The 22,279-nt window shown below is 38.8% G+C and carries 22 protein-coding genes; 7 read left to right on the top strand and 15 right to left on the bottom strand.

Annotated elements, in window-relative coordinates; genetic code table 11:
- Position 1 precedes the first annotated feature (1 nt).
- The 12 genes from QUG14_RS01850 to QUG14_RS01795 all read right to left on the bottom strand — a co-directional run bounded on the left by QUG14_RS01850 (position 2) and on the right by QUG14_RS01795 (position 11,615).
- Entirely contained in the window at positions 2-1,318 is a 1,317-nt protein-coding gene (locus QUG14_RS01850) for an FAD-binding oxidoreductase (protein WP_289338791.1), read from the bottom strand.
- A 161-nt stretch (positions 1,319-1,479) separates the two neighbouring features.
- Entirely contained in the window at positions 1,480-2,292 is an 813-nt protein-coding gene (locus tag QUG14_RS01845; protein WP_289338789.1) for an enoyl-CoA hydratase/isomerase family protein, read from the bottom strand.
- Positions 2,293-3,375, bottom strand: a complete 1,083-nt coding sequence (locus tag QUG14_RS01840) for an acyl-CoA dehydrogenase family protein (protein ID WP_289338788.1) — start codon at positions 3,373-3,375, stop codon at positions 2,293-2,295. It lies immediately after the preceding gene.
- Positions 3,372-4,526 carry an acyl-CoA dehydrogenase family protein gene (locus QUG14_RS01835; RefSeq protein WP_289338787.1) on the bottom strand — a complete coding sequence of 385 codons (1,155 nt, stop codon included), beginning with the start codon at positions 4,524-4,526 and terminating at the stop codon, positions 3,372-3,374. The genes QUG14_RS01840 and QUG14_RS01835 overlap by 4 nt, the downstream gene beginning before the upstream one ends.
- Positions 4,527-4,656: 130 nt before the next feature.
- Entirely contained in the window at positions 4,657-5,439 is a 783-nt protein-coding gene (locus tag QUG14_RS01830) for an NAD-dependent protein deacylase (protein ID WP_289338785.1), read from the bottom strand.
- Positions 5,440-5,594: 155 nt separating this feature from the next.
- Positions 5,595-6,788 (bottom strand): MalY/PatB family protein, encoded by a 1,194-nt coding sequence (locus QUG14_RS01825; RefSeq protein WP_289338784.1) that lies wholly within the window; start codon positions 6,786-6,788, stop codon positions 5,595-5,597.
- 183 nt (positions 6,789-6,971) lie between these two features.
- Positions 6,972-8,036, bottom strand: coding sequence for a sulfate/molybdate ABC transporter ATP-binding protein (locus QUG14_RS01820; RefSeq protein ID WP_289338783.1), 1,065 nt, complete (start codon positions 8,034-8,036; stop codon positions 6,972-6,974).
- A gap of 28 nt (positions 8,037-8,064) precedes the next feature.
- Positions 8,065-8,919 carry a sulfate ABC transporter permease subunit CysW gene (gene cysW / locus QUG14_RS01815; RefSeq protein WP_289338782.1) on the bottom strand — a complete coding sequence of 285 codons (855 nt, stop codon included), beginning with the start codon at positions 8,917-8,919 and terminating at the stop codon, positions 8,065-8,067.
- A gap of 15 nt (positions 8,920-8,934) precedes the next feature.
- Positions 8,935-9,771: a sulfate ABC transporter permease subunit CysT gene (cysT, locus tag QUG14_RS01810; protein ID WP_289338781.1), complete on the bottom strand. Its 837-nt coding sequence runs from the start codon at positions 9,769-9,771 to the stop codon at positions 8,935-8,937.
- Positions 9,772-9,791: 20 nt separating this feature from the next.
- A complete protein-coding gene (locus tag QUG14_RS01805) occupies positions 9,792-10,850 on the bottom strand; it encodes a sulfate ABC transporter substrate-binding protein (RefSeq protein ID WP_289338780.1) in 1,059 nt (352 codons plus the stop codon).
- A 125-nt stretch (positions 10,851-10,975) separates the two neighbouring features.
- Entirely contained in the window at positions 10,976-11,149 is a 174-nt protein-coding gene (locus tag QUG14_RS01800; RefSeq protein WP_289338779.1) for a YezD family protein, read from the bottom strand.
- A complete protein-coding gene (locus tag QUG14_RS01795; protein WP_289338778.1) occupies positions 11,133-11,615 on the bottom strand; it encodes an RrF2 family transcriptional regulator in 483 nt (160 codons plus the stop codon). Before QUG14_RS01795 ends, QUG14_RS01800 begins: the two co-directional genes overlap by 17 nt.
- A 294-nt stretch (positions 11,616-11,909) precedes the next feature.
- Between QUG14_RS01795 and QUG14_RS01790 the strand changes: the two genes are divergently transcribed.
- The 3 genes from QUG14_RS01790 to QUG14_RS01780 all read left to right on the top strand — a co-directional run bounded on the left by QUG14_RS01790 (position 11,910) and on the right by QUG14_RS01780 (position 15,221).
- Entirely contained in the window at positions 11,910-13,571 is a 1,662-nt protein-coding gene (locus tag QUG14_RS01790) for a ribonuclease J (protein ID WP_289344045.1), read from the top strand.
- Between the two features lie 249 nt (positions 13,572-13,820).
- Complete coding sequence (locus QUG14_RS01785; protein WP_289338777.1) at positions 13,821-14,948, top strand: CAP domain-containing protein; 1,128 nt, start codon at positions 13,821-13,823, stop codon at positions 14,946-14,948.
- 78 nt (positions 14,949-15,026) lie between these two features.
- Positions 15,027-15,221: an alpha/beta-type small acid-soluble spore protein gene (locus QUG14_RS01780; RefSeq protein ID WP_289338775.1), complete on the top strand. Its 195-nt coding sequence runs from the start codon at positions 15,027-15,029 to the stop codon at positions 15,219-15,221.
- Positions 15,222-15,425: 204 nt separating this feature from the next.
- Here the strand turns inward: QUG14_RS01780 and QUG14_RS01775 are convergent, their stop codons facing one another.
- Positions 15,426-16,280 (bottom strand): dimethylarginine dimethylaminohydrolase family protein, encoded by an 855-nt coding sequence (locus QUG14_RS01775; RefSeq protein WP_289338774.1) that lies wholly within the window; start codon positions 16,278-16,280, stop codon positions 15,426-15,428.
- A gap of 99 nt (positions 16,281-16,379) precedes the next feature.
- Here QUG14_RS01775 and QUG14_RS01770 point away from each other — a divergent pair, with 99 nt between their 5' ends.
- Positions 16,380-16,748 (top strand): SET domain-containing protein, encoded by a 369-nt coding sequence (locus QUG14_RS01770; RefSeq protein WP_289338773.1) that lies wholly within the window; start codon positions 16,380-16,382, stop codon positions 16,746-16,748.
- Positions 16,749-16,938: 190 nt separating this feature from the next.
- Here the strand turns inward: QUG14_RS01770 and QUG14_RS01765 are convergent, their stop codons facing one another.
- Positions 16,939-17,445 (bottom strand): response regulator, encoded by a 507-nt coding sequence (locus tag QUG14_RS01765; RefSeq protein WP_289338772.1) that lies wholly within the window; start codon positions 17,443-17,445, stop codon positions 16,939-16,941.
- Between the two features lie 79 nt (positions 17,446-17,524).
- Positions 17,525-18,559 (bottom strand): Delta(5) desaturase DesA, encoded by a 1,035-nt coding sequence (gene desA / locus QUG14_RS01760; RefSeq protein ID WP_289338771.1) that lies wholly within the window; start codon positions 18,557-18,559, stop codon positions 17,525-17,527.
- A 226-nt stretch (positions 18,560-18,785) separates the two neighbouring features.
- Here desA and QUG14_RS01755 point away from each other — a divergent pair, with 226 nt between their 5' ends.
- From QUG14_RS01755 to QUG14_RS01745, 3 genes are all read left to right on the top strand, one after another.
- Positions 18,786-19,181, top strand: a complete 396-nt coding sequence (locus QUG14_RS01755; RefSeq protein ID WP_289338768.1) for a hypothetical protein — start codon at positions 18,786-18,788, stop codon at positions 19,179-19,181.
- A 70-nt stretch (positions 19,182-19,251) separates the two neighbouring features.
- Positions 19,252-20,580 carry a glutamate synthase subunit beta gene (locus QUG14_RS01750; RefSeq protein WP_289338766.1) on the top strand — a complete coding sequence of 443 codons (1,329 nt, stop codon included), beginning with the start codon at positions 19,252-19,254 and terminating at the stop codon, positions 20,578-20,580.
- Positions 20,581-20,774: 194 nt separating this feature from the next.
- The gene (locus QUG14_RS01745) at positions 20,775-22,250 is read left to right on the top strand and encodes an alanine/glycine:cation symporter family protein (protein ID WP_289338765.1); all 1,476 of its coding nucleotides are present in this window, start codon (positions 20,775-20,777) and stop codon (positions 22,248-22,250) included.
- Positions 22,251-22,279 lie beyond the last annotated feature (29 nt).

Genomic DNA, 22,279 nt, shown 5'->3' with positions numbered 1-22,279 from the left:
TTTAGATCCCCCCTACAAAACGATTTGGGTTCAATATCCTGTTGCAATCAATTTTTTGTTTCATTCCTTCAAATAAAAAATGAGATGATGATTTATCGCCCCAAACATTTATTTCCTGACGAAGGGAGAATGTAAGGTGTTTTATAATCGCGTAGCCGCCAAGCTGAACAGCTTTTTCTCTTACGAGTTGAATAGCTGAAAGAACATCATCACTTGCACCGCTAATCACCATCTGGCAAAGTCCAGTTCCTAAACCTCCATGTGCTTCTATAGAGACATGGCAAGTATCAGCGATAAGTGCTGCTTCTTGAATGATCTTGATAACGTCTAAATTGATAACACCTATTTTCAGTACTGCTTGGGTTGTTGTAGCGTTAGTTATACAGTTGGGTTGTTGGTCATAAAATTGATCCCAGAAGGATTTAGCTTCATTTCCGGATAGGGATAGTAGTGTGGTTTTATCAGGTGCAAGATGCCTGATAACATTTTCTTGGTAGTGTACTGAGCTTTTTACATCTTCTAACGAAATAAGTAATGTATATTGATTAGTGTTTGTTAATTTCCCAGCTAAGGTGGGGTTGAGGATCTCGAGGCTGATGGGTTCAATCATCGAATCAAGCACTTTGACTGCAAATGCTGAAGTCTCTTCAAGATTACTTTCAGGAAAGGATACGAGCAGAATAGATTCATAGTTTGTAACCGGTCTCAACTTAAGTGTCACCTGTGAAACAACACCAAGTGTTCCCATTGCTCCGATAAAGATCTTATTCATGTCATAGCCGGCAACATTTTTTACCACTTTACCGCCTGAACGAATCACTGTTCCGTCAGGGTATACCATGTGGAGACCGATCACATTGTCTCTAGCAGCACCATATCCCAGTCTTTTTGGCCCACTATCGTTTGCGGAAATAATCCCGCCAATCGTTGCCTCCTTTGGATAGAAAGGATCGAGTGGAATTTTTTGATTGTATTGTGCTAAATAGTTTTGGATTGCTTGAAAGGTAGTCCCAGATTTAACTGTAATTGTCATATCACCAGGATTATGCTCAACAATTCCAGTATACTGACCTAACGATAGAAGAATATCTGCTTTTTCTAACTGTCCGCCAAAGCCTCTTTTTGTCCCGCCACCCATGATTGCAATACTGTGGTGGTGTGTATTGGCATATTCTAAAATAGAGCAAATTTCTTGTTCTGTTTTTGGCAGCATTGTCACTCTTCCAGAATTTCCATATGAATGATGTTGGTCTTCTTCAATCAGCTGAATTTCTTGAAAAGAAGCTTTTATTTCTGATAAACGTTCATCAATAATCAATGATTTCACCTCCGATTGTTGCGCAATAACAAACAACGTTTCTTTTTACATGTAAAAAAAAAGACTTCGTTTCCTCTTTCATTTTATTTTCCTATCCGTTAATTGTCAATCTATTTAGAAAATTCAAAAACCCCCAAATTGATGCTTGGGGGGGCGTTAAATTATTTGAAATTAGGTTTTCTTTTTTCCTTCACGGCATTAACGCCTTCTTGGTAATCCTCAAGCTCAGTCACGATTCCCATGGCGGAGGATATCATGTCGAGTGATGTACGTAAATCCATGTTTAACCCTTGGTATACTGCCCTTTTGGTAAAACGCATCGCTGCCTGGGGACCGGTTACCAATCTTTCTACATATTGCTCGACGAACTCTTGCAATCTCTGAGCTTCAACCACATAGGTAACCAATCCCATTTCTTTTGCTTCTTGGGCAGTTAACACCGTTCGATTCCACAGCAAGTCCAATGCTTTATCCGTCCCTATTAACCTAGGTAAAAACCAGGCAGCACCGTCACCAGGGACAATTCCAACACTTAAATAACTTTCGGAGATTTTCGTGTTTTCGGATGCAATTCGGATATCGCATGCCAGAGTCATGTCAAAACCGGCTCCAAATGCAAATCCATGTAATACAGCAATAACGGGAATATCAATTTCTTGGAGAAGCAAAGGAATTCTTTGAACTTTTTTCCAAAGGGAATTTTTTCGTGCTAAAGCATTGGAGGAAAGGTCTTCTGCTCCATCACTATGGAGGAAGCCTTTCCCATGTGACATGGATTTAATATCACCACCCGAACAAAATCCCCGGCCATTTCCGGATAACACAAGTACTCTGATATCTTTAGAATCCCGAACTGTTTCCAAGGCTTGTATCCATAAATCGATCATTTCACTGCTAAAAGCATTTAAACTATCCGGCCGATTCAGAGTAATTCTTGCCACGTTATTCTCAACTGTAAAAAGTAAGTCGCTCATTTACAATTCCACCCTTTTTTCTAAAGATTTTACCCCAGTGATCATCGACCATAAATCTTCATTTTCAAGCTTTTTAAGTTCTTCTGTAACGATTTTTTCCCATTCAGATTCTGTACCAAATTCATCACGCCAGGACCAAAGCCGGCGTGTGCTATGGTGCAAAGTATGTTCGTAGGTAAAACCAATAGCGGCAATCACTTGATGGGCAATCTGAGTGGCTTTTCCAGCTGCTTCATTGATTCGGATTTTCGCCAAGGCAATTTCTTTTGAAAATGGATTCTCATGGAACGAACTCACTGCATATTGAGCAGCAATCCCGGCAGCAGCAGTTTCACCCGCGAGCGATGCAAGATGGTGCTGGACAGCTTGAAAACGATTGATTGGCCTTCCAAATTGTGAGCGTTCATTGGTGTGGTTAATGGTCATCTCAAGGATATTCTCCAGTGCACCCGCCATCATCACACTTTTCATAAGTGCTCCTAAATATAGAGTCTTTTTATCTATTTCACTGCGCTCTGCCTTTATCATTGTAATATTTTCATAGACTACTTGATTAAAGATGATTTCATCCCGTGCTTCACCCGCAATATTTTTACCAGGCTGAATAGCAGCGTTCTCTAATGGAATAAGTGTAAGGAAATAACCATCTGAAGTTTTCCCATAAAGAAGGACTTTTTTTGCAAATCTCCCCCATGGCACATTCTTTGCACATCCCTGAACAAGCCACCCATGTTCTACTTTTTCAATTTGAACAGTATTAGCTAAAGCAACCGTAACAATTTCATTTGTAATCCTCTCCCCAAACTCCGCCAATATCCAATTTGCTATGTAAGTTTCAGCAAGTGGTATTGGTGCAGAATATTTACCCGCCAAACGCAGGATGCTTAGACCGTCTTCATAATCACCTCCGCTTCCCCCTAATTCTTCTGGTATTCCCACTGTTAACACTCCATATTCTTCGAGATTTTGCCAAAGTACCTCTGCCCATTGACCATTTTCCGCACCATTTACAACTTCCTTTGTGGAATATTTCTGTAGGATCTTTGTTGTAACATCCTCAATCATTTCTTTCATAACACTCATTTTCCGATAACCCCCTTTGCCACGATCCCCCGTAAGATTTCAGTAGTTCCACCGCGTAAAGAAAATCCTGGTGACTGTAGAATGGACTGAGCAAGCATTCTTTCAAGACGTGACGGGGAGTCGGTGGATGGAATAACGGATACGAGTAATCTAGTAATCTCCGCAACTTCCTGCTCAAATTGTGTTCCCATATCTTTCACCAATGAGGCAATAATTGTTGAAGGGATCCCCCTTTCTATTTGCTGGGCGATACCCAGTGACATATTTCGGAGGGTCCATAATCGAGAAATCAGCCTGCTAACTTTGTTTAATCCATCATCATCCTCGTTTTTCAGCAGAATGGAAGATAGTTCATTTAATAACGGAAATGTGCTTAGGATACGCTCAGGTCCACTTCTTTCATAAGCTAACTCCGCCATCCCTTGCGCCCATCCATTACCGATTTCTCCAACCACCATTTCATTTGGAATAAACACATCTTCAAAAAACACTTCATTAAAATGATGCTCTCCTGTCATTAAATGGATGGGTCGAATCGTGACTCCTGGGGCTGATAAATCTACAAGTAATTGGCTCATCCCTGCATGACGATTCGTGGTATCCATTGGAGACGTACGGCAAAGGGTAATCATATAGTGGGCGTGATGAGCACCGCTAGTCCAAATTTTACTTCCATTTAAGATCCATCCGTTTTCAACCTTTACAGCCCTTGATTGAATGGCAGCCAAGTCAGATCCAGCATTTGGTTCACTTAGGCCGATTGAGAAATAGCATTCTCCTTTTGCAATATCAGGTAAAAAGTATTGCTTTTGGCTCTCCTTCCCAAATTTAAGCAGGAGGGGTCCAGTCTGGCGATCAGCAATCCAATGCGCGGAAACTGGAGCACCTGCCGCAAGCATTTCCTCCGTGACAACATATCTTTCAATTGTCGAACGCTCATGCCCGCCATATTTTTTCGGCCATGTCATTCCTATCCATCCTCGACTCCCCATTTTTCTAGAAAACTCTTCCGAAAACCCGCTTAGCCAGGTATCACACTTTGGTTCAAAACCCCCAGATTCTATCTCTTCATTTAAAAATTGTCGGATTTCTCTTCTCAAATCTTCTGTTTCTTTAGGAAGTTTAACAACTGGTATTTGTAGCGCTTTCATTTTTTCACACCCCACTTTTGATAACCGGCTTGGTCTACTCCTATTATATAACTTCCTCCTTCCTATCGTCTAAAATTTATTGATAATTCCTATTATTCAGTTATATATTCATATCAAAGAAAATCCACCATTATGCAAATGGTGGATGGAAACTACTATTAATTTTAGTTAATGTTTCACCGATGGAGTCATGAATAACATAAGAGTCCTTGGTATTATCGTAGGGTGAATCTCCCTTATTTACAATAATCAAAGGGATATCATCTCTCCTATATTGCGGGAATGTGGAGAAGGGAGTAACCTTCAAACTGGTTCCTAACACCAAGATACAATCAGCCTGATGGATGATGTTAATAATCTCGTTGAAACCGTCGATGGTAAACCATTCTCCAGTATCTCCAAACAGGACTACATCGGGTTTAATATATCGATCTTTCCTATTTTGTGTATGGCAATGGTCGCAGATATAAAAGTCGTCCATGGTGTTTCGTCTGATAATCATTTCTTCGGCCGTATAGGATTTTCGGCAATTTTGGCAGGTAGCTGTTTTCATCGTCCCATGAAATTCAATTACCTTTTTAGATCCCGCTTTTTGATGGAGAGCATCAATATTTTGTGTGATGATGTGGCTAACCCTGCCATCTTTCTCCCATTGGGCAAGTATCTTGTGGCCAGTATTTGGGAGTGCTTGGGGATGGTAAAGATTTTCAAAGGCAAACTGGTAAAATCCCTTTGGGTTATGATAAAAATTGTCTAGTGACAGGATATATTCCGGTGATGTCTGATATAGTCCCGTTTGTGAACGAAAATCCTTGATTCCTGATTCTGTACTTATACCTGCGCCTGTCAGGACAACAATGTTTTGGGCATTTTTTATCAGGTTCGTGCAGGTTTGAAGCATGCTGCTCTCCATATCATCACTCCTATGAAACATAGTGCGTTATTAGATGTAGCAGTTGATGTAAGGGGTGCTATCGTGCTGCTAGCATTCTGCTACGTGCCAGTATTTCTCGCTATCCGCCAGTATTTCTTGCCATCCGCCAGTATTTTCTGCCATCCGCCAATTACCTATTTTAAATCTTCAAATTCTCTCGCGATTCTCTCGAAAGCTTCTTTGATCATGGGTCTTGGTGATGGTATACAGATTCTTTGATGGTGCAAGCCTTCTTCCCCGAACATTTTTCCATCTTCCAATAAGACATTGGCCTTGTTATAGATTCGGTCATGAACTTCGTCAGGTGAAATTCCGTAACCACTAAAGTCCAGCCACATGATGTAAGTTCCCTCTGGTATTCTAACCTTCACTTTTGGCATCTTTTCTGCTAAAAACTCCACTGCCCACTCCATCGTGCCATCGATATATTCATTCAACTGCTCAAGCCAATCTTCTCCATCATGATAAACCGAAAGGAGAGCTGAAACGGTAAATGGTGATGGCAAATGCATACCCATTACACCAAAATAAGTTTTTCTCAATTCCGGGTTCGTAATAATGACATTCGTACAGTGAAGTCCAGCCAAATTAAAGGTTTTATTAATCGCTGTAAACGTAATAATATGATCATTGTATTCTGGAGCTACTTTGGCGATTGGAGTAAACGATTGATCACGGCGAATGATATCTCCATGAATTTCATCTGCTACAATCAGGACATTATTTTCCACACAAATAGAAGCAAGTTTTCTTAGTTCTTCTTCATTAAAAACTCTTCCTGTTGGATTATGTGGATTACATAAAATGAACATTTTTGTCATTTCATCTTTTGCTTTTGCTTCGAAATCCTCAAAATCAATCGAATAATAGCCTTCCTCATCAGCGATAAGTGCATTATTCAACAGCGTTCTGCCATTGGCATTTATGGAAGAAGTAAAAGGAGGATATACAGGTCGTTGAATGATCACCCCATCCCCTGGTTGAGTTAATGCCCTTACCGCTACATTCAACGCATGGACTGTTCCTGGACTATACACGATTTCTTCCTTTTTGAACTCCCAATCATGTCTATTTTTAAACCAATGTTGCACCGCTTCAAAATACTCATCAGGGAATACAGAATAACCAAAAATCCGGTGATCAACGGTTTTATGTAAGGCGTCTATTAATGGTTGGGGCACTGGTAAATCCATGTCAGCTGTAAATAATGGGATAGTGTCTTCATCATATCGATCCGTCAAGCCCATTTTTTTAATCAACTCTCCTCCATCCCATTTTATGGAGTAGGTCCCTCTCCGATTTACAATTTCGTCAAAGTTATATTTCATGTTATCGCCCTTCCAATTTGTATTTTAACATTACCGATCAGTTGCATAGTTTACAGTGTGAAAAAGCTTCTTACTTCTAATTTATGCTTAATATATGTATATTTCAATCATAACGATTCCTCTTAACATTTTATACTTCGAGAAAATAAAATAAGTGCCAGGATTTCCTAGCACCTTTTCATTCTATATTAATTTGCTTTTTAGTGTATTTCTAATCCCACTTTTTCCTGCTGCATGGGTTATTTTTTTTTCCGAATGAAATTGTACAATGTTTTTAAACTCAGCATAAAGAATATCTCCCTTTTTTACTGGGCTCATATTTTGATACTGATCGATACTCATTTCTGCTTCAAATAAATCATTTGTATCCTTCCTTCTTAATTCAATCCTTACCGTGGAACCGATTATATGAATGTGTGAAACTTCTGATACGATGCTGTTCCCTTGTGAAATTTTCCGAAGAAGTATTTCATGTGGCCTTATATAACTGACGCTCTCCACAAAATCCTCTGAATCTCGGAATTCGTTCACTCTACCTAAAAAGCTATAAACAAATGCGCTCTTAGGCTTCTGATATATCTCCTCAGGAGAGCCAATCTGTTCTATTTCACCCTGATTCATCACCACAACGGTATCAGCCATTTCGAGGGCCTCCTCCTGGTCATGCGTAACAAAAATAGTAGTGATATTAAGCTTTTGATGAATTTCTCTTAACCAATGGCGCAGTTCCTGACGCACCTTGGCATCTAGTGCACCAAATGGTTCGTCAAGAAGTAAAACTTCCGGTTCTATAGCAAGAGCCCTTGCCAACGCAATCCGCTGTCTTTGTCCTCCTGAAAGTTGTGCAGGATAACGATTGGCAAGATGATCTAATTTTACCAACTTCAACAATTCCGTTACTTTCTCGGTTATTTCATTTTTAGATGGACGTGTTTTCCGTGGTCTTACCTTTAAACCAAAAGCAATATTATCAAAAATAGTCATATGCTTGAACAACGCATAATTTTGAAAAACAAATCCTACATTCCGTTCTTTAATACTTTTATTGGTGTACTCTATGTCATTAAAGTAGATTCCTCCTGAATCCAATCCCTCTAAACCTGCAATAAGCCGTAGGAGAGTTGTTTTACCCGAACCCGATGGTCCTAGTAATGCAACAAAATCTCCGGTTGGAATTTCAAGATTGACATTTTTGACAGCTGCAAAAGTTCCAAAATCCTTTGATACTTCCTTAATCGTTATTCCCATTTCAACCATCCCCCACAAATGCTCTCTTTTAGTGTTTGCTTGTTTTCCACTCCACAAAACTTTTTAAAATTAATGTCAGCAAAGCCAGCAGCGCCAGTAAAGAGGCAACAGCAAAGGCTGCTGTGAAATTGTATTCGTTATACAAGATTTCAACATGTAGCGGAATGGTATTGGTTAATCCTCTAATATGTCCTGAAACAACAGATACCGCACCGAATTCTCCCATGGCACGCGCATTACAAAGAATGACACCATAGAGCAAACCCCATTTAATGTTGGGTAAGGTAACGCGAAAGAACATTTGCCAGCCACTTGCTCCGAGCGTAATCGCAGCCTGTTCCTCCTCTGTCCCTTGTTCCTGCATGATGGGCAGTAATTCTCTCACTACAAATGGAAAAGTGACAAATATAGTAGCTAAAATAATGCCAGGTACTCCAAAAATAATCTTGATATTATTCGCCTCTAAAAACGGACCCAGTACACCTTGCGAACCAAACACTAGAACAAAAACGAGTCCTGCAATAACCGGTGAAACAGCAAAAGGGATATCAATTAACGTAATTAATATATTCTTACCCCTGAATTCAAATTTTGTGATTGCCCAAGCAGCAAACACCCCAAAAATTGTATTAACAGGTATGGTAATCGCTGCAGTAATCAACGTTAATTTAATGGCCGATAAGGCATCAGGCTCTGTCAAAGCAGCAATATATAACTGAATTCCCTTATTCAAACCTTCAGAGAAAACAGCGATTAACGGTACCAAAATAAAGATCCCTAAGAAGCCAAGGGCAATCGTAATCAGGAGCCATTTTGTTACCAATCCCGGCTGGAAAGTAGTTTTTACATTTTTGGTATGAAGGGTTGTATCTCGAACGTCCATATTCCCCTAACTCCTCTAGCTTACTTGATATTTTTTCGTTGTTTTCCATTGCCAGAAATTGATCAAGAACAATAAAACGAATGAAAATACCAGCATCACAACGGCGATAGCAGCGGCACCTGCATAATTGAATTGCTCTAATTTTGTTATAATTAGCAATGGGACAATTTCCGTTTTCATTGGCATATTGCCGGAGATGAAAACAACGGAGCCATATTCCCCCAAAGCCCTTGCAAACGCAAGGGCAAAGCCTGTTAAGATGGCTGGGAAAATGGCTGGAAAGATAATCTTTACAAAAATCTGCAGAGAATTGGCACCCAGGGTTGCCGCAGCCTCTTCATATTGCTGATCCAAATCTTGCAATACTGGCTGGACTGACCGGACAACAAAGGGAAGCCCGATAAACGTTAAGGCTATCATGATACCGAGTGGTGTATAAGCAACTTTAATTCCCATGGTTTCAAAGTATTGCCCTATCCATCCATTCGGTGCATAGATGGTGGTAAGAGCGATCCCTGCAACCGCGGTTGGCAAAGCAAAAGGCAAGTCGACTAGTGCATCAATGATTCGTTTTCCATAAAAATCATATCGTACTAAAACCCATGCAATAAGTGTCCCAAAAATGGCATTAACAAAGGCTGCTATGAAGGATGTATAGATCGTCAATTTATAAGAAGCAACGACTCTTGCCTCGGTTACGGTCTCCCAAAATTCTGCGAGGCTGATTGTCGATGCTTTTAAAAATAGGACGGCAATCGGAATCAAAATGATTAGGCTTAGATAAATCAGTGTGTACCCCATAGATAGACCAAAACCCGGCAAAACACGATGTTGCTTTTTATTAGCTGCCACGTTGAAACTCTCCTTTATCTTTACGGTTTGTATATCTCATCAAAGACTCCGCCATCGTCAAAATGTGTCTTTTGCGCATTTTTCCACCCATCAAATACCTCATCGATTGTAAATAGGTTAATTTCAGGGAATTGATTTGCATACTTTTTTGCTACATCTTCAGAACGTGGGCGATAATAATTCTTAGCTGCAATTTCCTGTCCTTCGTCTGTATACAAATAGTCTAAATAGGCTTTCGCCACTTCCTCTGTTCCATGTTTCTTAGCCGTTTCATCCACAACCGTTACCGGCGGTTCAGCGAGAATACTGATCGAAGGGACGACAATTTCAAACTCATCCTTACCAAGCTCATTTAGGGCTAAGAAGGCTTCATTTTCCCATGCGATTAATACATCACCTATTCCTCTTTCGACGAACGTTGTTGTTGAGCCTCGTGCACCAGAATCTAGAACAGGTACATTTTTAAACAGTTTCGTTACAAACTCTTTTGCCTTCGCTTCATCTCCGTTATTTTGTTCCAATGCATAACCCCAGGCTGCAAGGTAATTCCATCTCGCACCACCAGATGTTTTAGGATTTGGAGTGATTACGGATACATCTGTTTTGATTAAATCATCCCAGTCTTTAATACCTTTTGGGTTGCCCTTTCTAACCAGGAAAACAATCGTTGATGTGTAAGGAGAACTATTGTTATCGAGTCTTTCTTGCCAGTTCTCTGGCAGCTTTCCTGCTTCAGCAATTACATCGATATCATAGGCTAGTGCCAAGGTCACGATATCAGCCTCAAGACCATCAATGACAGATCGGGACTGTTTACCTGAACCTCCGTGTGATTGGTTAATGGTAACTTTTTGTCCTTTTTCTTTTTCCCAATAGGTTGCAAAGCTTTTGTTAAATTCTTCATAAAATTCTCTGGTTGGATCATAAGATACATTTAATAACTCAACTTCTTTTTTACCAGTTTCTTCGGTCCCAGTTGCTTCCGATTCTTTCTCATTTGTTGCGCTTTGATTTGAGCACCCGGCAGCCCACAAAAGTAAAGTAAGGGAAAATAGCGTTATCAAAGTTTTTTTCATCATAATAATTAACACCTCTATTTTTTTTGTAGGCTTTTTCCAATAAAAAAAGCCCCATTAGTTAAATACGTGTACATATCTCATGTACAAGAAACTAAAGGGCCTTCGGGTGTCCGATCGGCAGTTATTCATTTTTCTGGCCTGCTTTTCATTTTGTTTGGAAATGCTTGAACACTCGTTTTATTTTGTAAGGGCAGCCGATGCTTTTCTAAGCGATCAATTTGCGTTATTTGTGAATCGTGAACGGTTATTTGTACCGTGCCAAACTCTAATCCTTCCAAAAGACTAGCTATTTTTTCCATCACTTGCTGATCCAGACGTCCTTTTAATGACAACAAAATCCTCTCCCTCCAGCTTATTAATTCTGTTTAAAAGTAAATCCTCCAGTGTTGTTCGTTCTAAGACAAAAGCAATTGTATCTCGAACTAAAGACCACAATGGCTTTAATTGACATCCCTCCTCAATAGGACATGGTTCGTATTTAGTGATTGAAGCACAGCTCATTGGAGATAAAGGTCCCTCTAGATCACGGATCACTTCACCGATGTTAATATCTTCTGGTTCTCTATAAAGCGAGTAACCACCCTTTGCACCGCGTTTACTGACCACATACCCAAGGTTTTTTAATTGAAGAAGGATTTGTTCTAGGTAGTTAATACTGACAAGGGTTTTTTCTGAAATTTCCTGAATGCCGAGCACTTTTCCTTTATAGTTTCCTAGCAAAATTAAAGCTCTTAGTGCATATTCACCCTTGCTTGATACCTTCATTTCCATCCTCCTCATTAATGTTGAGTAATTCGGTCAACATTCGCTGTTAAAAATGTTCCATAGTGGATTTAGAATTCAAAATGGAAGTAGGATTACTTATTTGATTTTTAATTCCGATTAACTCCATAGGATTACTATAAATCATATCTTAATTGTTATTTTTCCAAAAATCAATATATTTTTTTAAAATTGTGAAATGTTTTTTGAGAGCAAAAACTCTTGCTTTAACATACTCACGTTTTTCACGGGAATACTAAATCCATCTAATTGTATCCGGGAGGAATAAACGTGAAAATGAAACAATTATCTATTTTCGCATTAGGCGGAATCAATGAAATTGGTAAGAACATGTATGTAATTGAATATGGAGACGATATTTTGGTGGTTGATTGCGGAGGTAAATTTCCAGACGAGAGTTTAATGGGAATTGACCTGATAATCCCTGATATGACTTATTTAGAGGAAAATCAGGATCGGATCCGTGCGATGATTGTGACACACGGTCACGAAGACCATATCGGCGGTATCCCTTTCTTTTTAAAAAGATTAAATGTACCGATTTATGCTACTCGGTTTACATTAGGTCTAATTGAATTAAAGTTAGAAGAGCATCGCCTTCTTCGTGATACTGAGTTAGTAACCATTCATTCGGAGTCTACTCTTGAGTTTGGCGAAATAAGTTGCTCCTTTTTCAAAGTGAGTCATAGCATTCCTGATTGTCTTGGGATTGTTTTTCATACACCAGAGGGAAATGTCGTTCATACAGGTGACTTTAAGTTCGATTTAACACCTTCAAATGACCAATTTAGTGATATTCATAAAATGGCTCAGATTGGTCAACAAGGTGTTATTGCGCTAATATCCGAAAGTACCAATGCCGAACGCAAAGGTTTATCTCCTTCTGAGCAAATGGTTGGTGAACATTTGGTGGAAGCATTTTTGAAAGCTGAGGGGAAAATCATCCTTTCCACCTTTGCATCAAACGTGAACAGGGTTCAACAAGTCGTCGAGGCAGCGATCAAGACGAATCGTAAGCTAGCCTTGCTTGGACGCAGCATGGTAAACGTGGTAGATGTTGCACTTGAGCGAGGGTATTTAGATGTTCCGGAGGGAATGCTCATCAGTGCAAATGAAATCGAACAGTTTCCTCCTGATAAAGTCGTGATTCTGTGTACTGGAAGTCAGGGTGAACCCAATGCGGCTCTTGCCCGTTTATCAACAGGCAATTATCGCGATGCCACGATTTATCCTGGGGACACTGTTATTTTGGCAGCGTCGCCTATTCCTGGAAACGAGAAAGGTGTTTCTCGAATCATTGACAACTTATTTCAATTAGGTGCTAAGGTTATTTATGGCTCCGGCAGTTCAACCGGTATGCATGTTTCCGGTCATGGTTACCAGGAAGACTTAAAACTCATGCTTACATTAATGAAGCCTACCTATTTCATTCCGATTCATGGTGAGTATAGAATGCTTCATCATCATAAGCAGTTAGCGGAATCGGTGGGTGTTGAAAAAGGTAATACCTTCATCATCAAAAATGGTGATGTCGTTGATATTCAAAATTCAATTGCTCATCAGACACGAAATATTCCTGCTGGTGACACATATGTAGATGGCATTAGTGTTGGGGATGTAGGTGAAATTGTATTACGTGACCGCAGGCAGCTCTCAGAAGATGGTATGCTGGTGGTTGTGTTAACCATTAGTAAATCTGATCGAAAAATTATTCAAGGTCCTGACACGATTACACGTGGATTCGTATATGTAAAGGAATCCGAGGATTTGATAAGAGAAATTAATCGTCTGGTTAAGAAGACGATTCTTGAGTTAGAAGCAGATAATATCCGACAATGGAACGTAATGAAGCAACATATTAAAAAATCAGTAGGACAGTATTTGTTCAAGCATACGAAAAGAAAGCCGATGATTCTTCCAATCATCCTTGAAATTTAATCACCTAAATGATAAATGTCAGACATTTGGTTTCAAGTGCCTGACATTTATTTTTTGTGCAACGCTGATATATTCTGTTTATCGCCGATATATTTAAGTTAACGCCTATATAATGTGGTTAATCGCTGATATATTGTATTTAACACTGATATAATTTTTGTAACGAAAAATTATCTTGATTTACAAACAAAAATATTATACATTTATTCGAACCTGGCTATACTCCTAATAGAATTGGAGGAAAAAATGATGTTTCGTTTTCTTAGATTAATCGCCATTTTATTTTTAATATATATTTCTTGGCCTTTTATTGCAAAGCAGTTAGATAATTCCACGATTCAAGCAGATATTGTGTCGTCATTAAAAGATAATCTTGAAGTACCTGAAACGTTTAGTATTTTATATGACGATATCCAGCAGTTACTCGCACAAATCGGCTTTCAATTGGATGAACTTCCGTTGACAGAAGAAAAATCCAATGAAGTGCCACAGGAAAAACTGGAGTTAACACCCCCTGTAGAACAAACCTTTTCTATTCATAATGTTGAACTTGGAAATGCAAAAGCTGATATCGAGCATAATTTGGGCGCAGCCAAACGAATTTCGCTCAATGAATACGGAACCGATTGGCATGCTTATCATGAGAATTACCATGACTTTTTTATGATTATGTACAATGAAAATAACAAAGCAGCTGGCCTTTATACCAACCAAGATTTAGTAGCTTCTACCAATGGAATCAAAATCGGCAGTACGACGAAAGAAAGTGTCCGAAGTATCCTTGGCGAACCAATCACCAAAGTCCAAAAAGGATTAGTCATTTATCAACTTCAAGAAGATAACGACAATGATTTGTTTTTGCTGGATGATGCGTATGTAACTGTATTTTATGATAAGCATGAGAACAATACCGTTACGGGGTTACAAATTATCAGCAAAGCGATAGAGGAGAATAAAAAAGATTTTTACACCGAAGCAACCCCAACTTTAAAAGAAGGCTTTGAATATCAAATGTTTGATATCACCAATGCCGCTCGGGTAAATCACCAGCTCCCCATCTTAACCTGGGATGACCATGTAAAGGAAACAGCCCGCGAGCATAGTTTAGATATGGCAGAGAATGATTATTTTGATCATAAAAATTTGGAAGGCCAAACACCGTTTGATCGCATGAAAGAGGATGAAGTTGCCTTTAATTTAGCTGGAGAAAACCTTGCATATGGTCAATTAAGCAGTATTTTTGCGCATGAAGGATTAATGAACTCACTTGGACATCGGGAAAATATATTGCGACACGATTATGAATACCTCGGTGTGGGTGTCGCCTTTAATGATAAATCACAGCCTTATTATACACAGAATTATTATGCTAATTAATGCACTCGAATTAGGGTAAAGTAACTACGAGCAATACTACATTGCTCAAACAAAAAACTTCGACGGGAGTGATGTATCATGGCTAGAAACAAACTATTGGTTCCTGGGGCAGACAATGTTCTGAATCAAATGAAGGAAGAAATCGCCAACGAGTTTGGAGTTCAACTTGGTGCTGATACGACCGCGCGAGCAAATGGTTCGGTTGGCGGCGAAATGACAAAACGTCTAGTTGCTTACGCTGAACAAACATTACGAAATCAACAAGGGCTATAGCCTGGATGATTTCACTAAGAAAAGCTTAAGCGCCTTGCCCAAGGAAAAAAGCAGTTCATTTTTTCCCAGAGGCGACAGGCATAAGACAAGCCGGCGAGAAGGTTGGTCTTTACCTCTTGACGGATTGGCTTAGACCTGAGAGCCTCTAGGCGCTGAAGCTAGACAAGAAAAAAGGCTGTCCGATATACTCGGACAGCCTTTTTCTTATCCCCTCAAGATTGGAAGTGTACAACAGCGGAAGGACCCGCCTGATTTGATAATTTCAGTAATATCCACTTCTATCACTTCAAATCCTCTGTTCCGTAACTGTTCGTTTACCTGCTTATTAACGGGTAAACTTACTATCTTCTTGTTCCCGATATTTAAAACATTGGTTCCAAGTGTAAATTGTTCATCTTCTGACACTTCAATACATTCATAGCGAGATGAAAAAAGGGCAATATCTTCATCTGTTAGTGCTGGCTTATAGATTAGGGCAACTTCAGGAGATACAACATTAAAAACACAATCCAAATGGAGATATTTTGCCTTAAACGGAATAGCTTTCACATCATATTGATTTAGTAGACCTTGCAAATGTTCTACTGCTTCCTTATGGGTCCGATTACTCAAGCCAACGTAAATGGTTTCCCCATCAATGATTACATCTCCACCTTCGATCAGATCCTCTGCCAAATTGTAATAAGATATTTCCTCGTCTTCTAACCACTGTTTCAATACATCTTCTTCACCAATTCTGACATCATGAGCCATTTTCGCTACAAAAATGGTTTGCCCTAACGTAAAACCAATATCTCTCGTAAACACCTGCTCGGGGTATTTTTTATGATAGGGTAATAAAATCACCTCTATTTCATGTGATTCTAATGTTCGAACAAATTCCCGATGTTGTTCTAATGCAGTTTTTATATGTATACCTTCATCTTCAAATTCCTTTTGTGTCTCATTAATGGCTTCACGAATTGTCATATATTGTGGCTGACATAGAATCACACGCTTTAATACATCATACTCATTGGCACAAAATGTTTTTCTATTTCCCTCTGGTGTTTCAGTCATCTCGTTACCTCCTAAATAGGATTACTAAAACAAATTTACCCATTCTGTCATAGAATAATACAAAATTGTATTATTCAAATTTATGGTGGTGCTAAATATATGTTCGAAGTGAAGAAATCTAAATATGGGCGAGGGATCTTTGCAACCCGCAAAATAAAAAAAGGCGAGTTGATCCATGAAGCACCCGTGATTATATCCCCTAAAGAGGAGTATCAATATTTGAAGAAAACCATCTTGGTTGAATACGCATTCTGGTGGGGCGAGGACCTAGATGAATGTGCTTTGGCACTTGGATATGGATCGTTATTTAACCACTCCTACACCCCGAATGCCTTATATAAACTCAATTTAAAAAACAAGACCATTGATATTTATGCCTATCGAGATATCAAATCTGGTGATGAAATTCTAATCAATTACAATGGAGATCCTGAGGACGATGAACCTATGTGGTTCGATGTTTATTAACCTAGCCCTCCTACGCCTCCATTAATGTTCTAATGTCCATTTTCTTCATTTAGAGCATTGCTTTCATCACTCGCTCTGATTTTTCAAGATTGGGGTCACTAACCAGGTCAAAACCTTTTGTTAATTACGTTATAGAAAACAATACCATTTTATTAGCTTAAACCACAAAAAGCATCCAAATTGGATGCTTTTAGCCTGTTGGCAACTTTATTTTATCCATAATAGAGGATAAATAATTTTTGACAGAGCCCTTATTATTTTGAGAAGACTTCTGTGCGAGTATTCCGATATTTTCTTCATTGCAATCTTCATCCAGGAGTTCATTGGAATAAATTCGCATTCCATCCATTACGCTGCGGATTGAGGATGCTAATTCCTCACTAGGATTATCTTTCAGTAAGTACCCTCTTACATCAGCCCTTAGTGCACGTTGATAATATCCTGGTCTGGCAAAGGTTGTTAGAATGATCACTTTACAATCGCTATCCTGTAAAACTTCAGCAGCCTCAAGCCCATTTTTCTCAGGCATTTCGATATCCATAATGCATACATCTGGCTGTAATTGTTGTACAAGTGTTAGCGCTTCTACCCCATTGCCTGCTTGACCAACAACTTCGATATCATCTTCTAAATTCAGCAGATTACCCATGGCCTCTAAAAGCAATGCCTGATCCTCTGCAATTACAATTCGAATCATTTTATCTCTCCTTATCGCCAGCTGCTAGTCATGCAGGGACTCCCCTTTTTCAAAAGGAGAGTCAGCCAGTTGGGTAAAATTAAACTTCTGGTTTTGCTTGAACAGAAATACGTTTTTTCGCCAAAGCTTTCACATCTTTAAAAGCCACAAAGTTCTTTGCTTTTTCATCCCATAAACGGAAACGAAGTGACTTTAAGCTTGTTGCAAGTGAGATTGTTGGTACGTTTTGTAATGGAAGTGTCTCATTATGAGCCTCTTCTAACTTATAATTCGGAACCCTAGGACTTAAATGATGAACATGGTGAAAACCAATATTACCTGTTAGAAATTGCAAAAGTTTTGGGAGTTTATAAAAAGAACTTCCTTCAACCGCTGCTTTTACATATTCCCAATCTTTATCTTCTTCAAAGTAAGAATCCTCAAATGTATGCTGCACATAAAATAACCAAATACCTATTGAACCTGCAAGCATAAAGATAGAACCATGTACGAGTAAAAATGCTTGCCAGCCAACTGTTACCCAAAGTACAGCCATTAAAGTTACAATCAGAACATTGGTTAAATACGTGTTCATTACTTCTTTCTTACGGGCACCTTTACGGTTAAAACGATTTTTCAAAAGGAAAACCCAGATTGGCCCTAAACCAAACATAACGATTGGATTGCGGTAGAAACGATAAGCCAAACGCATTTTAAGCGGTGCAGCCAAGTACTCATCAACAGTTAAAGTCCAAATATCTCCAGTTCCACGCTTATCCAAGTTTCCACTTGTAGCATGATGAACAGAGTGCTCATGACCCCATTGATCAAACGGGAATAACGTTAGAACTCCCATTGCAGTACCAACTGCGCGATTTGCGCGTCTATTTTTAAAGAACGAGTGATGGGTACAGTCATGAAAGATGATAAAAATTCTGGTTAAAAATCCAGCTGCAAGAATAATTGGAACCAATGCTAACCAATAAGAAACAGCTAAGCTTTGATAAGCAAGAAACCATAATAAGATAAACGGTCCAACCGTGTTTATGATTTGCCATACACTTTGTTTTGTAGTTGATTTTTCAAATGGAGCAACCTGTTTTCGTAAATTCTTAGTATTTTCTTGTACTGACATATTTTTTAATTCCCTTCAGTTTGTGTCGTTAAATCTAGTATAGGGAAATAAAATTATTACGGTAAGTACCAGGTGTCATGTGCAGGGTATGACAAATGTCACATACAAGTTGTCTATTACATCAAAATTGAAATCTATGCTATAATAAAAGAACAATGATTTAACAAACTAAAGCGGTGATATAAAGCGATTTATACTGCCGATTAGAACAAAAGGGTGCTTATAATTGAACAATCAAATTGATACCATTTATATTTTAGAAAATCCCGAAAAAAAGATTATTAAATTTGCGACAGGCTATCAACTTAAATATGACGACATCATAAAAGATGTTTTTGGGGTTGCCTGCCTTAATGATTTACAAATGATGATTCAGTTTAATAAACCTTTCCAAGATAGCATTTGCAACAGTAAAAATGTTAACTTAAAGGATCTTTCCTTGAAACAAGTGATACGAATTGCTTCAAGAAATGAACTCCATCAATTAAGAGAACAATTGCTGGAGGAGTTAGGAAAGTTACCGATCCCTCGCCCATTTGATTCAACTATACAACTCCAAGAAGGTATTTTTCACTGGGATGAAACCAATTCTTTATACATCTCAGAAAAACGTGGAGCCTAACCTAAGTAACCCATGGGGTTGCTTTTTCTTTTCGCAATTTTACTAATTATTATGGCAGGTGGAACATTTCGTGACTTTAAACAATAAAGCAATCATTATTGGCGGTGGAATTTCTGGTAAATTAGTTGCGCGTGTATTATCAGATTTTTATAAGGAAGTGATCATCCTAGAACGTGACCATGAACCAGTTGGACCTTCACCTAGAAAAGGTGCTCCGCAAGGCGAACATTTACATGCCCTTCTTCATGCTGGCGAGTATGGTCTCGAAGAGTTATTCCCTGGAATAACCGAAGATTTTTATGGTGGCGGGGCTGTGAAAATCAATTCTACCTTAGATCTTTCCTGGTTTCATCATGGGGTGTGGAAACTTCGATACGATGGTAAATATAGTACAACATTACAAACCAGACCGCATTTAGAATGGCATATCGAACAATATATTAAAAAAATTCCTAACGTAATATTTCAGTACAATCAAATTGTCCAAGATTTTTTGTTTAATGAAGCAAAAAACCGTATCATTGGTGTTCAACTAAAAGATAAATCATTGAAAGCTGACTTAGTGGTGGATGCAAGTGGCGTTAGCAGTCTTTCATCAAGTTGGTTAGATAAACGCCAAATGGCAGTTCCAACTGAAAAAGTTGATATCAACCTTAGTTATATTAGTAAACAATTTCAGCTGTCTGGAAAAAAAGACAGGGGTTGGAAGATTAAGTTGGTATATCCAAATCCGCCACATGAAAAAATAGGCGGAACGATCTCAAAAGTAGAGGATAATCGTTATATTGTCACACTGATGGGATACCACAATGCCGTTAATGATAATGCAGTACTAAAAAGTGATGAGAGTTTTGTTGAGTTAGCGAGGAAACTTCCAAAACAAGATATCTATCAAGAAATAGAAAATGCAACCCCGTTATCCAAAACATCTATTTATCGTGTTCCCCATATCATTTGGAGGCGATTTGATAAGCTAGAGAACCTACCAAGTGGTCTGCTGTTGATTGGTGACACATTCTGCAGAATCGATCCCGTATTTGGTCAAGGAATGAGTATTGCAGTATTAGAAACGCTTGCACTGAAAAAACTGTTGCAAAAACATCATCGTGAACTGGATAAAGTTCCAACTGCCTTTCATAAAAAGGCAGGAAAAATTATTGGCCCTATTTGGAATATGGTCATAACAGAAGATTTTCGATACTCTGAAACCAGGGGAAAAAAGCCAGTTGGACTCTCCATCCAGCAATGGTATGCAAAAAAAATCTTTCTTCTATCGTCACAAAATCAATACGTTTACGACTCGTTTATTAAAGTGATGAATCTTGTTCGACCGATCACATCCTTGATGAAGCCGAGTATCATCAAAAGTGTTTTGATCTATGCATTTTCTAGAAAATAACCAAAAAGGACAAGCCTCATAAATGAAGCTTGTCCTTTTTATATAATTATTATATTACTAAAGTCACAATATATGGAATTTATAGAATATTCTATTGAAATATCAACCTATATTATTTTATACTTTTAATGTCACCTTGTTATACAACATCAGGATATTATATGCCAATTAATACATAACAAAGGAGGAATTCTATGTTTGAACAATTTGTTGCTACCATTAACAGTTATTTATGGAGCGCACCTCTCATCATCTTTATTTGTGCTGTTGGATTGTACTTTAGCGTGCGGACAAGATTTCTGCAGATTCGTCATGTAAAGGAAATGGTTCGTCTACTATTTTCTGGAAAAAGCTCCAATGAGGGTGTCTCTTCCTTTCAAGCATTGGCAATGTCTTTATCAGGCCGTATTGGAGTCGGGAATATTGCCGGAACAGCAACGGGAATTGCCTTCGGCGGGCCCGGAGCTGTATTTTGGATGTGGGTGATCACCTTTATCGGAGCCGCTTCGGCTTTTGTTGAATCCACCCTAGCTCAAATCTATAAAGAAAAGCAAGATGGAGAGTATCGAGGCGGTCCTGCCTTCTATATTGAAAAGGGACTTGGGTGGAAATGGTTTGCCGTTATTTTTGCTATTGCAACACTCCTCGCAATGGCTGTACTCATGCCAGGTATTCAGGCGAATGCAATTGCTGAAGGTGTTAGCAATGCTTTTGGAATTGAAAGTTCCATTACTGGTTTAGTAGTTGTCTTACTTATGGGACTTATTATTTTTGGCGGCGTTAAGCGGATCGCGAGAGTTGCGGAATTTCTCGTTCCTTTTATGGCGGCCGGATATTTACTTGTCGCCATAGCGATCATCGCGATGAATTTCGATAGAATTCCAGAAGTATTTACTCTGATTTTTAAAAGTGCATTTGGCGCTGAGGGAATGTTCGGTGGTATTCTCGGTTCAACCATTATGTGGGGTGTAAAACGTGGTTTATATGCAAATGAAGCAGGACAAGGAACAGGTGCTCACCCTGCAGCTGCCGCAGAAGTATCACACCCGGCAAAACAAGGACTAGTCCAAGCATTTTCCATTTATCTAGATGTGTTCCTAATCGTTACTGCGACTGCTTTTATGATTTTATTTACAAATTCGTACAATACAGTAAATGAAAAAACTGGGGAAGTCTTAGTGGAGAATCTTAAAGGAGTTGAAAGTGGTCCTGCTTACACTCAAGCAGCCGTTGATACAATTATTCCAGGATTCGGATCAGGATTTATTGCGTTGGCTCTATTCTGCTTTGCCTTCACGACGATTTTTGCTTATTACTATATCGCAGAAACCAATCTTGCTTATTTAGTTAAGGGTAAACATAGAAAATTAGCAATGACCATTTTAAAATTTATTCTATTAGGTTCTACTTTCTATGGATCAGTAAAGACTGCCGAGACAGCTTGGGCAATGGGTGATATCGGACTTGGAATCATGGTATGGTTGAACTTAATCGCAATTCTTTTATTATTCAAACCAGCGAATATTGCTCTAAAGGATTATGAAGAGCAGCTGAAGCAAGGCTTAGACCCTGAATTTAATTCTACTAAATTAGGTATTAAGAATGCAGAATTCTGGGCTAATGGTTATAAAACAGATAAGAAAGATGAAAGAAAACGTGCTGCAAACTAATAATTTTTTAGCATTTACACCTTGACCAG

The sequence above is a fragment of the Neobacillus sp. CF12 genome (assembly GCF_030348765.1).
Taxonomy (GTDB): domain Bacteria; phylum Bacillota; class Bacilli; order Bacillales; family Cytobacillaceae; genus Neobacillus.
This window is presented reverse-complemented; position numbering and strand designations above follow the sequence as displayed.

What these genes read in the sequence shown, in the direction of transcription:
- QUG14_RS01845 (WP_289338789.1), bottom strand. Translation starts at nt 2,292, where the DNA reads ATGAGCGACTTACTTTTTACAGTTGAGAATAACGTGGCAAGAATTACT.
- QUG14_RS01840 (WP_289338788.1), bottom strand. Translation starts at nt 3,375, where the DNA reads ATGAGTGTTATGAAAGAAATGATTGAGGATGTTACAACAAAGATCCTA.
- QUG14_RS01835 (WP_289338787.1), bottom strand. Translation starts at nt 4,526, where the DNA reads ATGAAAGCGCTACAAATACCAGTTGTTAAACTTCCTAAAGAAACAGAA.
- QUG14_RS01830 (WP_289338785.1), bottom strand. Translation starts at nt 5,439, where the DNA reads ATGGAGAGCAGCATGCTTCAAACCTGCACGAACCTGATAAAAAATGCC.
- QUG14_RS01825 (WP_289338784.1), bottom strand. Translation starts at nt 6,788, where the DNA reads ATGAAATATAACTTTGACGAAATTGTAAATCGGAGAGGGACCTACTCC.
- QUG14_RS01820 (WP_289338783.1), bottom strand. Translation starts at nt 8,036, where the DNA reads ATGGGAATAACGATTAAGGAAGTATCAAAGGATTTTGGAACTTTTGCA.
- cysW (WP_289338782.1), bottom strand. Translation starts at nt 8,919, where the DNA reads ATGGACGTTCGAGATACAACCCTTCATACCAAAAATGTAAAAACTACT.
- QUG14_RS01805 (WP_289338780.1), bottom strand. Translation starts at nt 10,850, where the DNA reads ATGATGAAAAAAACTTTGATAACGCTATTTTCCCTTACTTTACTTTTG.
- QUG14_RS01800 (WP_289338779.1), bottom strand. Translation starts at nt 11,149, where the DNA reads ATGGAAAAAATAGCTAGTCTTTTGGAAGGATTAGAGTTTGGCACGGTA.
- QUG14_RS01795 (WP_289338778.1), bottom strand. Translation starts at nt 11,615, where the DNA reads ATGAAGGTATCAAGCAAGGGTGAATATGCACTAAGAGCTTTAATTTTG.
- QUG14_RS01790 (WP_289344045.1), top strand. Translation starts at nt 11,910, where the DNA reads ATGAAACAATTATCTATTTTCGCATTAGGCGGAATCAATGAAATTGGT.
- QUG14_RS01785 (WP_289338777.1), top strand. Translation starts at nt 13,821, where the DNA reads ATGTTTCGTTTTCTTAGATTAATCGCCATTTTATTTTTAATATATATT.
- QUG14_RS01780 (WP_289338775.1), top strand. Translation starts at nt 15,027, where the DNA reads ATGGCTAGAAACAAACTATTGGTTCCTGGGGCAGACAATGTTCTGAAT.
- QUG14_RS01775 (WP_289338774.1), bottom strand. Translation starts at nt 16,280, where the DNA reads ATGACTGAAACACCAGAGGGAAATAGAAAAACATTTTGTGCCAATGAG.
- QUG14_RS01770 (WP_289338773.1), top strand. Translation starts at nt 16,380, where the DNA reads ATGTTCGAAGTGAAGAAATCTAAATATGGGCGAGGGATCTTTGCAACC.
- QUG14_RS01765 (WP_289338772.1), bottom strand. Translation starts at nt 17,445, where the DNA reads ATGATTCGAATTGTAATTGCAGAGGATCAGGCATTGCTTTTAGAGGCC.
- desA (WP_289338771.1), bottom strand. Translation starts at nt 18,559, where the DNA reads ATGTCAGTACAAGAAAATACTAAGAATTTACGAAAACAGGTTGCTCCA.
- QUG14_RS01745 (WP_289338765.1), top strand. Translation starts at nt 20,775, where the DNA reads ATGTTTGAACAATTTGTTGCTACCATTAACAGTTATTTATGGAGCGCA.